This window comes from Tenacibaculum sp. ZH5_bin.1, assembly GCF_042865525.1.
Lineage (GTDB): Bacteria > Bacteroidota > Bacteroidia > Flavobacteriales > Flavobacteriaceae > Polaribacter > Polaribacter mesophilus.
This window is the reverse complement of record NZ_JBEGIO010000001.1, coordinates 172,326-185,387: the sequence shown is the minus strand read 5'-3', so window position 1 is coordinate 185,387 and position 13,062 is coordinate 172,326. Positions and strand designations below refer to the sequence as shown.

The window sequence follows — 13,062 nt, the reverse complement described above, 5'->3', positions numbered from 1 at the left end:
GTAATTGTTTGATTGGAAAAATGTTAAACCTTTAAGGCATGAGAAAAATTATTTTATTAATTACGTTAGTTTGCTTTTATGTAACCAATGTAATGTCGCAACGAGAAGTATGTGAGACGCCAGAAGAGTCTTTAGTAGATTTAAATAGTATAACAAAATGTACTATTGCTCCAAAAGACAAAAAAAATAAAGGAACAAGACAGATCTCTGTAAAAGTATCTGCCAATAGAAGGTATTTAAAAAAGAGAGAAATTTCGAAAAAGAAAGTAGTTTCAAATGCTACAAATTTGTCAGGAGCAGGAACGGCAGCAATAAAAAGTACAACTTCGCAAACAGAGTTAAGTAAACCTTTAACTTTTAAAAGTAACCTTGAAAACTTAACAAGTAAATTATCAGCAGAAGAAGTACGAAAAGCAGAAAAGTTCTCTACTGTAGACAAAATACCTCTGTTTACTGCATGTAAAAAAGCAAAAAAGAACGAAAGGTTAGATTGCTTTAATATGGAAATGGTAAAACACATTCAAAAACATTTTAGATACCCTAGTCAAGCAGTAAAAGAATCTATACAAGGAGAAGTTTGGGTGCGTTTTATTATTGATAAAAATGGTCAGGTTAAGAATATTAAAACTTTAGGACCTAAAAATGGAGAATTATTAAATAATGAAGCTGTTCGAGTGGTATCTCAATTGCCACAATTTATTCCAGCAAAAAAATCAGGAGGAGAAACATCTGTAAAATATGGTTTCCCAATCATGTTCGCTCTTGATGAATAACATAAGTAACTCAATATAAAAATAATTAAAATAAACAATATGTTTAAAAAACTACTAACCATGTTTTTGGTAATTTGTGGTGTGTCAATATATGCGCAAACTACAATAAACGGAAAGGTTTACGATGAATATTTAGAGCCGTTTTCCAATGCAGTAGTGCTAATAGGAAGTGATAGAACTACTTCGAGTTCTGATGGAACTTTCATATTAGCTACAAAATCAAATTACCCTTTTATAATTCAAGTTTCAGCTTTCGGTTACAAAACAGAATTAATTGAAGTAACTTCTAAAGAGCAAGAAATAAATATAATTTTAAAAGAAAATACAGCATTAGATGAAGTTGTAATCTCTGCATCTCGATCTCCAGAACGAGTTATTGAATCGCCAGTAACTATTGAAAGAATAGGTATAAATGATATAAAAAAGAATACTTCTGTAACCTATTATGATGGAATGGCAAACTTAAAAGGAATAGACCTTAGAGAAAGTGGTTATGGTTTCAAGTCAATTAATACAAGAGGTTTTTCTTCATTTGAAAATACACGTTTTGTACAGTTGGTTGATGGAATGGATACTGCGGTTCCAGCATTAACTTTCTCTATGGGGAATTTAGCAGGTACGTCTGATTTAGATGTAGAAAGCGTTGAAGTCTTACCAGGTGCAGCATCTGCTTTATATGGAGCAAATGCATTTAATGGAATTATGCTTCTTAAAAGCAAGAACCCGTTTAAACATTCAGGAATTAGCACTTATTTTAAAACAGGATTCACATCACAAGATGCGGCAGGAAATAATCCTTTTTATGATTTTGGTATTCGTATGGCCTATAAATTTAATGAGAAGATAGCAGGTAAGGTTAATTTAACCTATTATAAGTCAGAAGAATGGCATGCGAATAATACAGGGAACTCTACAGGAATAGGTGGAGTTGCTATTGGTGGAGATAGAACTTTACCTGGATATGATGGTATAAACGTGTATGGAGACGAAGTAGGAGCTACTTTAAAACAAATTGCAACTGAGGCAAGTAAAACAAACCCTTTAATTACCCCGGCAATCATAAACAGTTTACCTGATGAAAAAATAACAAGAACAGGTTATGATGAATCAAGTTTAGTAGATTATGACTCAAATGGTTTAAAGTTTGATGCTTCTTTGCATTACCGTCCTTGGGAGAATGAAAATTTAGAAATTATTTGGAATTCAAGATTTGCAAGAGGAAAAAATATTTATCAAGGAGCTAATAGATATGTTCAAGATGGATTTTCGTTTGAGCAACATAGATTAGAGTTCTTAGGAAAGAACTTTTTCTTAAGAGGATACTATTCAGCAAATGATTCAGGAGACTATTTTGATTCTCGTTTTAAAGCAATTAATATTAACAGGGCTTGGAAGAGTGATAAAGATTGGTTTGGAGATTACCTAAATGCTTATCTAACACAAGGAAGGAGCCATGGAAAAGCTAGAGACTTTGCTAATATAGGACGTTTTGAACCTGGTTCAGTAGAGTTTAATGCAGCGGCTAATGATGTAGCTTCTAAAACAGTTCCTGAAGGAGGAGCGAAATTAACAGACCAAACGTCATATTACCATGCAGATGGTAACTATAATTTCCGTGATATAATTAAGTTTGGTGAAATCCAAATTGGTGGTTCATATAGAAAAATTAATTTAAATTCTCAAGGTTCTGTTTTTACAGACGCAAATTCTAAAATTTCTTTTGATGAATTTGGTGTTTATACTCAGTTACAGAAGAAGTTTTTAGAAGAAAGACTGAAGTTTACAGGTTCGATTCGTTATGATAAATCGACAAACTTTAAAGGTAACTATTCTCCAAGGGTGTCTTTAAATTATGCTTTAGGTGAAAATAAAGATCATGTAATTAGAGCCTCTTATCAAACAGGATTTAGAAACCCAACATTACAAGAGCAGTACTTTGGACTTCCAATTGGTACAGGTCATTTAATAGGAGGAGTTGATGAAAACTTAGATCGTTACATTGTTAATATTGGAGGAGGTAATACCTTAACAGGTAGAGATGCTTTTGAAAATTCATTCTCAAGAGCTGAATTAGACAGAGGAAACCTTGTAAAATCTCAGTTAACCACAATCAAACCCGAGAAGGTAATTTCATATGAATTAGGGTATAGAAGTATTGTTAATTTAAGCTCCAATAAAATTTTAGAATTAGATGTAAATGGGTATTATAACAATTATGAATCTTTTACAGCAATTAAAGATGTTCTTGTTCCTCATTATGGAGGGTTTAATGCAGATGGAACTCCAAATGCTCAAGCTTTATTAGCGCTTCAAAATAATGATGTAACAGCTTTCTCAGTAAACACAAACTCTAAGGCAGATGTTACCTCGTATGGTGTAGGTGTAGGAATGTCAACTAAGGTTTTTAAAGGCTTTGATTTAGGTTTGAGCTATAACTATGCAAAATTTGATTTTGAAGAAACTTCTGATCCAGATTTTGAGCCGGCATTTAACACACCGGAACATAAGGTTAAAGTTCAATTTGGTCATCCAAATTTATTCAAAAACTTTGGGTTTAATATAAATGCCCGTTGGCAAGATGAATACTATTGGCAATCTTCTTTTTTACAGGGATTAGTAGATGCTAGAACAGTAATAGATGCTCAAATAAATTATACAGTACCAGCAATTAAATCAAGATTTAAAATAGGTGGTACAAACCTTACTGGTAAGGAGTATTTTATAGCTCCTGGGGCTGGAGCAATAGGTTCTTTATATTATATTTCTTGGACAATTAATGACTAGAAATAGTTTAAATTATAAAATAAAAAAGAGGCGTGAACAAATTCACGCCTCTTTTTTATTTTTTAGACTAAAGTTATTATTCATTTTCATAATCATTAATAATTCCTAGTCGTTTAGCGCGTTGTTCCCAGCTTTTTCTAGCTAAGCTTTGTAAATTAGCAACGTTATCACTCTCATCCATTATTTCATAACCTAAAAGAGTCTCTATAACATCTTCTTGGGTTACTAAACCGCTAACAGCTCCATATTCATCTACAACTAAAGCTAAATGTTCTCTTTGTTCAATTAGTTTTTCAAATAAATTAGGAATAGATAACTCTCTACTGGCTATTATAATTTCCCTTTTAATTGTTTTTAAAGGTTCATTTCCTTTATTATCAACCAAAGAAAGTAATAATTGGTCCTTTAGAACATATCCAGTTATATTATCTGGATTTTCAGCATATACAGGTATTCTAGAAAAGCGTAAAGGCCTGTTTTCATTAAAAAAAGATTCAATACTTTGGTTTTCATCAGCAGTAGTAAGTACTGTACGAGGTGTCATAATATGTTTAGCTTGAACTTCTTTAAAGTTAAGCATGTTTCTAATTACTTTACCTTCACTTTCATGAAAAACACCTTCTTGCTCAGCAATATCTGTCATTGCAGAAAAGTCTTCTCTACTTAAAACACTTTCTCCATGTGCTCCTTTACCAAATAGTTTAGTAAATAATTGAAGTATCCATATGATACCGGTGTATTTACAAAAGAAAATCAGCACATTTAAAGCTTTAGTTGTAAAGCCAGCTAAAGACTTCCAGTAAGTAGCACCAATGGTTTTAGGAATAATTTCAGAGGCAACTAAAATCAAAATTGTCATTATAGCAGAAACGATAAAAACACCGTTTCCTTCATCACTAAATATTTTTTTTGCTTGAGCACCAACAAGTATAGCACCTACGGTATGAGCAATTGTGTTTACAGTTAAAATAGCAATAAGAGGTTTGTCTACATCTTTCTTTAATGTTTCAAGATCGCTTGCATAAGCTTTTTCTTCTTTCTTTTTTACATTTACAAAGGTAGGAGTTACACTTAATAGTACAGCTTCTAGTATGGAGCATAAAAAAGAGAAAAATATAGATAAGGTGGCGTAAACAATTAATAAAGTCATTTGTTAAAATTTTTAGGCTAAAATACGTAAAAAAGAAAACCTCAAGAACACGTTCTTGAGGTTTTACCTTGATGTTTTATTTTTTAGAAACCGTAATTTACTCCTAGACCAAACACTTCTCTAGTTTGGAACCCTTTGAAAGCATTGTCGTCATAAATAGCTTGCATAGAAAGGTTTGCAGAAAGATATTTATTAACTTTCATTACCACATTAACAGTGTAATCTATATCAACATTTTGAAAATCTTCTAAGTAGTTACTGTATAAGTTTAGTATATTTTCAACAGACACATTTTTCATAACGTCTAATTTATAGTAAGCATTAACCGCAGCACCTAGTTCATAACGAGTAGTCTCGTTTTGTTCTACTCCAAAAGCAGGTCCTAAGTCTGTTAGGTGTTTGTGTACATAAATTAGTTTAGAAGTTGCAGGAGCGATGTTTACTTTTAAATTGTCGTGTTTTTTCCATAACATACCTGGTCCAAATTGGAAGTAGGCAGGAGAAAAGAAATGAGATGTTTGCTCGCCAGAAACATATGTAGAAGACATTTGAGTCTTAAAGTTAAAAAAAGTAGAATAATACCAATACCCACTAGCTTTTTTACCTAATAAAGAGTTTAACTCTAAACGGTCATCTGTTTTTTGCATTGCTTCTCCTTTTAACTTTGTTAAACCATAAGAAGCAATTAGTTTATTATCCCAAGTCCAGTCACCTTTGGTGTAATTAAAATCATAATTTAACCCAATGGTACCAGAAATATTATTTGTTCCACCAGCTAACCAGTTATTAAAAGCGGACTGATTGAATAGAAAAGAGATGTTACCACTCCTTTTCCATCCTTCTTTAGGCTCTTCTTTTTTTTCTTCTTGAGCATTAGCTGTTAAAGCTCCAAACATAACAGCAATAGCTAATAATTTTTTCATTTTAATAGTTTTAAATTAAAGTGTATAAATGTTTAACATAGAAGTTAGACAATAATATTGTATTAAAAGTCACGTTTTATGAAAAATATAGTTTAAACCAAGCCCAAAAACTTCTTTAAACTGTACTCTGCTAGAGGCATCGTCATCAATAATAGTATGCAAACTGAGATTGGTAGATAGGTTTTTATTAATTTTAACAAAGAAGTTTAACTGATAATCAATATCTATATTTTGAGGTTTGTTTAAATAATCTGAATACACAGCAACTATGCTTTCCATAGTAACGTCCTCCATTATTTCGCTTTTAAAATAGGCAGATAAGTTAAAACCTAAACTAAAGCTAGTATTTTTACCTTCATCTACACCATATTTTCCCGAAAATTCGTCAGAAACAAAAGTATAACGAGCAGTTGCGGGAGCTATGTTTATTCTAGCGTCATCATTCCGTTTCCATAACATACCAGGTCCAAAACTCCAATATGCTGGAGAAAAGAAGTCTGAAACCGCTACTTTAGGTTCTTGTTTGTAATCATAACCTTTGGTATACTGTGTTTTAAAGTTACTAAAAAAAGATAAAAACCATAATTTTGAAGTTTTAAACCCTAAAAGAGAATTGTATTCAAACTGATCTTCTGTTTTTCTTATACCTTGACCATCTATATAACTTAATCCATAGGCTGATATTATTTTATTATCCCAGTTCCATTTTTTCTTTTTGTAGTTAAAGTCATAACCAAGTGTCATATTTCCAGCAACGGTATTGTTACCACCTGCTGCCCAATTTGAAAAAGATGATTGATTAAAAAGAAAAGTGTATTTTCCAGTTACAGTCCATTTTTTTGGTGGATTTTTCTTAACTAAAGGCTCTGCAAACACTCGCTTGTTAAATATGTAGAAAGCAAAACTAGTGTCTAAAGGGGAGTTTTGTAAACCTAAAGTTGAGATACTATCTTTTTTAGTTTCTTGTGAAACTAAAGAAAAGGAGTAACAAGAAATTAAGATTAAGAACAGCTTTTTCATTTGTGATTAAGTTGAGGAATTATACGAGTCTAATTATTTTTTCTCTTATAAAGTGGTACTGTTGAACAAGCCTCTCCAAACATAATGGTTTTAGCTACAGGTTTAATTTTTTCAATTAGTAAGGTGTATGCTGATGGTGGTATAGGTTTATTTGAGCACCCTTTAATTATTATAGGTTTGTCTTTATAATTAGAGATGTTAAGCTGTTGAATTATCTCTTGATATATTACAGTTTCTAGTAATATTAAGTCCCCAACAACAACCTTTTTAGCAAAAGGAGTAAGTTCAGTAGTTAGTAAAATATAAGCCCACGAAGGAATAATAGCGTCAGTAGAACAAGTTAAAGAAACATAACTATCTAGATATTGAGACCAGTCATGGTTTTTTACAGTCTCTCTAAAATCTTTTTCACGAAGAATTAATTCTTCAAATAACCAATCCTTAATATCAAATATTACACGTTTACCCTCAGGGTAAAAATCTTCAAGGTCTATTGTAGTAAGCTTACTATTAGCAACTCTATTTATAATTTCTTCTGACATATTTTTTAGTTGAAAAGGTTAAAGTTGTATTAACTGCTCTATAACATTCCTAATTCTAATTTAGCTTCTTCACTCATCATATCTTGAGTCCAAGTAGGATCGAAGGTGATTTCTACCTCACAATTGTTAATCTCTTTTAAAGTTTTTACTTTTTCTTCTACTTCAACAGGTAAAGTTTCTGCAACAGGACAGTTAGGAGAAGTTAATGTCATTAATATTTTGGCATCATTTTCTTCTGATATAAAAACATCATAAATTAAACCTAACTCATATATGTCAACAGGTATTTCTGGGTCATATATGGTTTTTAATACACGTACAATTTTATCTCCTAATTCTTCTAATTTGTCTTCAGTCATAATTCTAAACTTCTTTTAATTCGCTAATTCGCTAATTTGCTTTGCTGTGCAATTGCGTACATTTTAATTTGTTTTACCATGGATACTAAACCATTAGCACGTGTAGGGCTTAAATGTTCTTTCAGGCCAATCTCATCAATAAAATCAGTATCGGCGTCTAAAATAGCCTTAGGTGTTTGGTTAGAAAATACCCTCAATAATAAAGCCACAATTCCTTTTGTTAAAATAGCATCACTATCGGCAGTAAACTCAATAGTATCACCTTTTAATTCAGAATGTAACCATACTTTCGATTGGCATCCTTTAATTAGGTTTTCATCCAACTTGTAAGTTTCACTTATTAAAGGTAGCGATTTTCCTAGCTCTATAATGTACTCATAACGCTCCATCCAGTCTTCAAACATAGAAAACTCGTCAATAATTTCTTCTTGTATTTCTTTGATAGTCATTTTTTAAAACTATTTTTGCAAAGTCAAAAAGACCGTTTTTAATTAAAGACGCAAAATTACGACAAAAAAGGCAGTTGACATGAGAGTTTAAGCCTTAATGAGTATAATTAGTAAAAATTTAAGTCTTAGTAATTTATAAAGACTTAATGAAACAAATACATTTCTTCAGTTGAAGAAATATTAAGTAGAGTTATGAGTAAATTATTAGCAGTAGGAACAGTAGCATTTGACGCTATAGAAACACCATTTGGAAAAACTGATAAAATCTTAGGAGGATCAGGAACATTTGTAGGATTAGCAGCTTCACAATTTGGAGTGCAAACAGGAGTTGTTTCTGTAGTTGGAGGAGATTTTCCACAATCATACTTAGATATGATGAACGATAAAGGAATTAATACTGATGGAGTGGAAATCGTAAAAGAAGGAAAAACTTTCTTTTGGAGTGGAAAGTATCATAATGATATGAATTCTCGTGATACTTTAGTAACTGAACTAAATGTATTAGAACATTTTCAACCAGTGGTTCCAGAATCGTTTAAAGATGCACCAATTGTAATGTTAGGTAATTTACACCCATTAACACAAGCATCGGTATTAGATCAAATGAATGAAAGACCTAAGTTAGTAGTGTTAGATACTATGAACTTTTGGATGGATATAGCATTAAACGATTTGCATGAAGTATTAAAGCGTGTAGATGTTATTACAATTAACGACGAGGAAGCACGTCAGTTAAGTGGAGAATATTCTTTGGTAAATGCAGCAAAGAAAATTCATGAAATGGGGCCAAAATACGTGGTAATTAAAAAAGGGGAACATGGAGCTTTATTATTCAATGAAGGAAATATGTTCTTTGCACCAGCATTGCCATTAGCAGAGGTGTTCGACCCAACTGGAGCTGGAGATACTTTTGCAGGAGGTTTCTGCGGATATTTAGCTAAAACCGAAGATATTTCATTCGAAAATATGAAGAGTGCAATTATATATGGATCTAACTTAGCATCGTTCTGTGTTGAAAAATTCGGAACACAGCGTATGGAGGCATTAACTAGCGAAGAGGTACAAGCGCGTTTAAAAGCGTTTAAAGAATTAACACAATTTGATATAGCATTATCATAAACTATAAATCCGCGCTTTTTGCTGCGGATTTTTTTATACAACACACAAAACTACAACACAACTAAATACTTGAAATTAAATGAGTGACGCTATTAAACACGAATGCGGAATTGCAATGGTTCGTTTAAAGAAGCCATTACAATACTATAAAGACAAATACGGTACCGCGTTTTATGGTGTAAATAAAATGTACCTGTTAATGGAGAAACAGCACAACCGGGGGCAAGACGGTGCTGGATTAGCAAGTATAAAATTTAATGTAGAGCCTGGAACAAGATATATAAGCAGAATCCGTTCCAACCAATCACAACCAATCCAGGATATCTTTGGGAAAATTAATCATAGAATCAATGGAGTTTTTGAAGAGAATCCAGATAAGGTTGATGATGTGAAATGGCAAGAAGAAAATGTACCTTACATTGGAAACTTATTTTTAGGGCACGTTCGCTACGGTACTTTTGGTAAAAACTCTATAGAGAGTGTACATCCTTTTTTACGCCAAAGCAACTGGAAACATCAAAGCTTAATTGTTGCTGGTAATTTTAATATGACTAATTCTAAACATTTGTTAAATGATTTAATTGAATTAGGTCAACACCCTAAAGAGTCTACTGATACTGTAACAATTTTAGAAAAAATAGGACACTTTCTGCAGTCGGAAGTTTCAGATTTATATTTGAAAGCTAAAGAAGAAGGATTTAATAAAAAGGATGCTTCTCCTTACATAGAAGATAACCTAGATATTCAACGAATTTTAAAACGTTCGGCTAAAAACTGGGATGGTGGATATGCTATGGCAGGTATGCTGGGGCATGGAGATGCGTTTGTGTTGAGAGACCCATCAGCTATTCGTCCAGCTTTTTTTTATGAAGACGATGAAGTAGTTGTGGTTGCTTCTGAACGTCCAGTTATTCAAACAGTTTTTAACGTTGATATAGAGTCAATAAAAGAGGTTGAAAGAGGACATGCGTTAATAATCAAAAAGAATGGAGAGACAACAATGTCGCCAATTTTAGAGCAGCGTCCCAAAAAAGCATGTTCATTTGAGCGTATTTATTTTTCAAGAGGAAGTGATGCATCAATTTATGAAGAACGTAAAAACTTAGGGAAATATGTGTTTCCTGAAGTTTTAAAATCTATTGATAGTGATATAGAAAATTCAGTGTTTTCTTACATACCAAATACGGCAGAAACATCATTTTTTGGAATGATGGAAGCTGCTGAAGATGTATTAAATCAGCAAAAGACTGATGCAATTTTAGCGGGTGAAGGAAAGCTTTCAAAAGAAAGAGTAATTGAAATTCTTTCTAAAAGACCACGTTTTGAAAAAATAGCGATTAAAGATGCTAAACTACGTACTTTTATTACAGATGATAGTAGTCGTGATGATTTAGTTGCGCATGTTTATGATGTTACTTACGGAGTTGTAAAACCAACAGATAATTTAGTAATTATTGATGATAGTATTGTAAGAGGTACTACCTTGAAGAAAAGTATTATTAAAATCTTGGATCGATTGAATCCTAAGAAAATAGTAGTAGTTTCTTCTGCGCCTCAAATACGTTATCCAGATTGTTATGGTATTGATATGGCTAAGATTAACGATTTTATTGCTTTTAAAGCTGCGTTGGAATTGTTAAAAGAAACAAATCAGTATCATATTGTTGATGAAGTGTATCAAAAATGTAAGCAACAAGAAAACAGTGAAGATAAAGATGTGATAAACTACGTTAAGGAAATTTATGCACCTTTTACAGATGAAGAAGTTTCTGCAAAGATTGCACAAATGTTAAAAACTGCAGAGATAAAAGCTGATGTCGAGGTGATTTTTCAGCCAGTAAGTGGTTTACATAAAGCTTGTCCAGACAATTTAGGAGATTGGTATTTTACTGGAGATTATCCTACTGATGGAGGTCATAGGGTGGTAAATCAGGCATTTATCAATTTTTATGAAGGAAATGATAAGAGGGCTTATTAATAATTAATTAGCCAGTAAATAAAAAAGAGTAATCGTTTGTTCGATTACTCTTTTTTATGTGATAAAATATGTTTAATTACATAGGTACTACAATGGCACCAGAGAATTTTTCTCGGATTTCATTTAGAGCCCTATCAGCATGTAAGCGTGTTTTATAATTTCCTACTTGTATTTTCCATTCAGGTTGTTTATAAATTAGTTTTGTGTAAACATCAGGGTATTCAACTTTAAACCTATTACGGAGGCTTCTAGCGCGTCTTTCAAGTCCATTGTATAGTTGGATTCTGTACCCGTTTCCATTGCTCTTATTGTAGGTTCTTTTCTTTTCTATCAGTGAAATAATGTGCTTGTTGTCAGTAAGTTTTTCCTGAGCATTAGCTTTGAGTGCAAAAGCAGTAACAAGAAATATAAAAGTAATAATTAAGCTATGTTTTTTCATTTTGATGAATCTTTTTACAAAAGTAATGACTTGTGAGTTAATACATTGTTAACGCTAGTTATTTAGAATTGTTATAAATTATAGATTAGGATTCTCTTAACATTTCACAATTTAGACAGAAGTAGTACTTTTGTGCAACTTTCTGTGTGCTAATTTTAAAATTAGTGTAACAGAAAAAATTGTACCAAAATAGATACAAAACTTATATTTTTATAGTATGAAAAGTGTGAATCATCACAGTAGATTAACTAAAACTCTAGCAAAGAGTTTAGCTTTCTTTTTAGTTTTCTTAGTAAGTTTTTCGGCGTTTTCACAAGATATTGATGAGGCGCGTCAAAAAGAAGGGAAAAAATTGTTTAAATCTCTTTGTGCATCTTGTCATAAGTTAGATAAGAAGCTGGTTGGTCCTGCTTTGGCTGGGATTGAAGAGAGAAGAACCAATGAATGGTTGAAAGCATGGATAAAAGATAATGCTGCTTTAAGAGCTTCAGGAGATAAAGAAGCAATTGCGATTTTTGAAGAGTATAATGGTTCTAATATGACTGCTTTTCCGCAGTTATCGGATCAAAACATTGATGATATCCTTTACTATACCACGGTTGGTGAGTTAAAGAAGACTCCAGCAGCAGGAGCTGATATTGAAGGAGTTGGATCTCAAGGTGATCAGGCACCAAAATGGTTGATATATATATTGGCTGCAGCTATTGTTGTGGCATTCTTAATTATTGGTAGTTTGTTAAAAACTATTAGTGAATTAAAAGGCGCTCCAAAAACTCCAGGTTTAATGGGGCAAACTGCTGAGTTGTGGCAAGGAATTAAACAGAATACTTTCTTAAAAGTGTTAACCGTTATTTTTGGAGCTTTAATTGCTGCTTATTTCTTGTTTGGAACTTTGTTTAAAGTTGGTGTTGATGAGGGGTATCAGCCAATTCAACCTATAGCTTTTTCACATAAAATTCACGCAGGAGATAATAAGATAGATTGTCAATACTGTCACTCTGCAGCAAAACATAGTAAGCATTCAGGTATACCATCTGTAAATGTTTGTATGAATTGTCATAAAAATATTTCTGAAGTAGCAGACGATACAAAAGTTGTGATGGATGATCATACATTAGTAAAAGCTGATTTAGATAAAGAAATCGCTAAGATTTATGAAGCAGCTGGTTGGGATGCAGAAAAATTAGAATATACTGGAAATACTAAGCCGGTTAAATGGGTGAGAGTTCATAACTTGCCAGATTTCGCATATTTTAACCATTCACAACACGTAACTGTAGGAGGAATTGCATGTCAAAAATGTCATGGTCCAGTAGAGGAAATGGAAGAAGTATATCAATATTCGCCATTAACAATGGGTTGGTGTATTGACTGTCATAAGGAAACTAAGGTTGACTTAAAAGGTAATGAGTACTATGCTAAAATTCATGAAGAACTAGCTAAGAAGTACGGTGTTGAGCAAGTAACTATTGCTCAATTAGGAGGAAAAGAGTGTGGTAAATGCCACTATTAATCAATTTAGAAAG

Annotated in this window: 12 protein-coding genes; 5 read left to right on the top strand and 7 right to left on the bottom strand. The window is 32.3% G+C overall.

Annotated elements, in window-relative coordinates; translation table 11 throughout:
• The first annotated feature begins 38 nt into the window (after positions 1-38).
• Together ABHQ57_RS00785 and ABHQ57_RS00780 are read left to right on the top strand one after the other, a co-directional pair.
• Positions 39-773 carry an energy transducer TonB gene (locus tag ABHQ57_RS00785; protein WP_053056633.1) on the top strand — a complete coding sequence of 245 codons (735 nt, stop codon included), beginning with the start codon at positions 39-41 and terminating at the stop codon, positions 771-773.
• Between the two features lie 39 nt (positions 774-812).
• Positions 813-3,557 carry a TonB-dependent receptor domain-containing protein gene (locus ABHQ57_RS00780; protein WP_047788289.1) on the top strand — a complete coding sequence of 915 codons (2,745 nt, stop codon included), beginning with the start codon at positions 813-815 and terminating at the stop codon, positions 3,555-3,557.
• A 76-nt stretch (positions 3,558-3,633) separates the two neighbouring features.
• On the opposite strand, the gene ABHQ57_RS00775 is transcribed toward ABHQ57_RS00780, so the two are convergent.
• The 6 genes from ABHQ57_RS00775 to ABHQ57_RS00750 all read right to left on the bottom strand — a co-directional run bounded on the left by ABHQ57_RS00775 (position 3,634) and on the right by ABHQ57_RS00750 (position 8,000).
• Complete coding sequence (locus tag ABHQ57_RS00775; protein ID WP_047788290.1) at positions 3,634-4,707, bottom strand: CNNM domain-containing protein; 1,074 nt, start codon at positions 4,705-4,707, stop codon at positions 3,634-3,636.
• An 83-nt stretch (positions 4,708-4,790) separates the two neighbouring features.
• Positions 4,791-5,630 (bottom strand): DUF3078 domain-containing protein, encoded by an 840-nt coding sequence (locus ABHQ57_RS00770; RefSeq protein ID WP_073182515.1) that lies wholly within the window; start codon positions 5,628-5,630, stop codon positions 4,791-4,793.
• Between the two features lie 69 nt (positions 5,631-5,699).
• Entirely contained in the window at positions 5,700-6,650 is a 951-nt protein-coding gene (locus ABHQ57_RS00765; protein ID WP_083574791.1) for a DUF3078 domain-containing protein, read from the bottom strand.
• 29 nt (positions 6,651-6,679) lie between these two features.
• Positions 6,680-7,192, bottom strand: a complete 513-nt coding sequence (locus ABHQ57_RS00760; protein ID WP_167712487.1) for a DUF2480 family protein — start codon at positions 7,190-7,192, stop codon at positions 6,680-6,682.
• A 38-nt stretch (positions 7,193-7,230) separates the two neighbouring features.
• Entirely contained in the window at positions 7,231-7,551 is a 321-nt protein-coding gene (locus ABHQ57_RS00755) for a DUF59 domain-containing protein (protein WP_047788293.1), read from the bottom strand.
• A 23-nt stretch (positions 7,552-7,574) separates the two neighbouring features.
• Entirely contained in the window at positions 7,575-8,000 is a 426-nt protein-coding gene (locus tag ABHQ57_RS00750) for a SufE family protein (RefSeq protein ID WP_047788294.1), read from the bottom strand.
• 192 nt (positions 8,001-8,192) lie between these two features.
• Here ABHQ57_RS00750 and ABHQ57_RS00745 point away from each other — a divergent pair, with 192 nt between their 5' ends.
• Together ABHQ57_RS00745 and ABHQ57_RS00740 are read left to right on the top strand one after the other, a co-directional pair.
• On the top strand, positions 8,193-9,119 hold the full coding sequence (locus ABHQ57_RS00745) for a PfkB family carbohydrate kinase (protein WP_047788295.1): 927 nt from the start codon (positions 8,193-8,195) through the stop codon (positions 9,117-9,119).
• A gap of 79 nt (positions 9,120-9,198) precedes the next feature.
• Entirely contained in the window at positions 9,199-11,097 is a 1,899-nt protein-coding gene (locus ABHQ57_RS00740) for an amidophosphoribosyltransferase (protein WP_047788296.1), read from the top strand.
• 76 nt (positions 11,098-11,173) lie between these two features.
• Here ABHQ57_RS00740 and ABHQ57_RS00735 read toward each other — a convergent pair whose 3' ends face one another.
• Complete coding sequence (locus tag ABHQ57_RS00735) at positions 11,174-11,536, bottom strand: SPOR domain-containing protein (protein WP_073182519.1); 363 nt, start codon at positions 11,534-11,536, stop codon at positions 11,174-11,176.
• Between the two features lie 217 nt (positions 11,537-11,753).
• Between ABHQ57_RS00735 and ABHQ57_RS00730 the strand changes: the two genes are divergently transcribed.
• The gene (locus ABHQ57_RS00730) at positions 11,754-13,049 is read left to right on the top strand and encodes a c-type cytochrome (protein ID WP_047788298.1); all 1,296 of its coding nucleotides are present in this window, start codon (positions 11,754-11,756) and stop codon (positions 13,047-13,049) included.
• The last annotated feature ends 13 nt before the right edge of the window (positions 13,050-13,062 follow it).

Bases quoted from the DNA above. Each gene is read 5' to 3' on its own strand.
- ABHQ57_RS00745 (WP_047788295.1), top strand. From the start codon at position 8,193: ATGAGTAAATTATTAGCAGTAGGAACAGTAGCATTTGACGCTATAGAA.
- ABHQ57_RS00750 (WP_047788294.1), bottom strand. From the start codon at position 8,000: ATGACTATCAAAGAAATACAAGAAGAAATTATTGACGAGTTTTCTATG.
- ABHQ57_RS00765 (WP_083574791.1), bottom strand. From the start codon at position 6,650: ATGAAAAAGCTGTTCTTAATCTTAATTTCTTGTTACTCCTTTTCTTTA.
- ABHQ57_RS00785 (WP_053056633.1), top strand. From the start codon at position 39: ATGAGAAAAATTATTTTATTAATTACGTTAGTTTGCTTTTATGTAACC.
- ABHQ57_RS00780 (WP_047788289.1), top strand. From the start codon at position 813: ATGTTTAAAAAACTACTAACCATGTTTTTGGTAATTTGTGGTGTGTCA.
- ABHQ57_RS00770 (WP_073182515.1), bottom strand. From the start codon at position 5,630: ATGAAAAAATTATTAGCTATTGCTGTTATGTTTGGAGCTTTAACAGCT.
- ABHQ57_RS00735 (WP_073182519.1), bottom strand. From the start codon at position 11,536: ATGAAAAAACATAGCTTAATTATTACTTTTATATTTCTTGTTACTGCT.
- ABHQ57_RS00740 (WP_047788296.1), top strand. From the start codon at position 9,199: ATGAGTGACGCTATTAAACACGAATGCGGAATTGCAATGGTTCGTTTA.
- ABHQ57_RS00730 (WP_047788298.1), top strand. From the start codon at position 11,754: ATGAAAAGTGTGAATCATCACAGTAGATTAACTAAAACTCTAGCAAAG.
- ABHQ57_RS00775 (WP_047788290.1), bottom strand. From the start codon at position 4,707: ATGACTTTATTAATTGTTTACGCCACCTTATCTATATTTTTCTCTTTT.
- ABHQ57_RS00760 (WP_167712487.1), bottom strand. From the start codon at position 7,192: ATGTCAGAAGAAATTATAAATAGAGTTGCTAATAGTAAGCTTACTACA.
- ABHQ57_RS00755 (WP_047788293.1), bottom strand. From the start codon at position 7,551: ATGACTGAAGACAAATTAGAAGAATTAGGAGATAAAATTGTACGTGTA.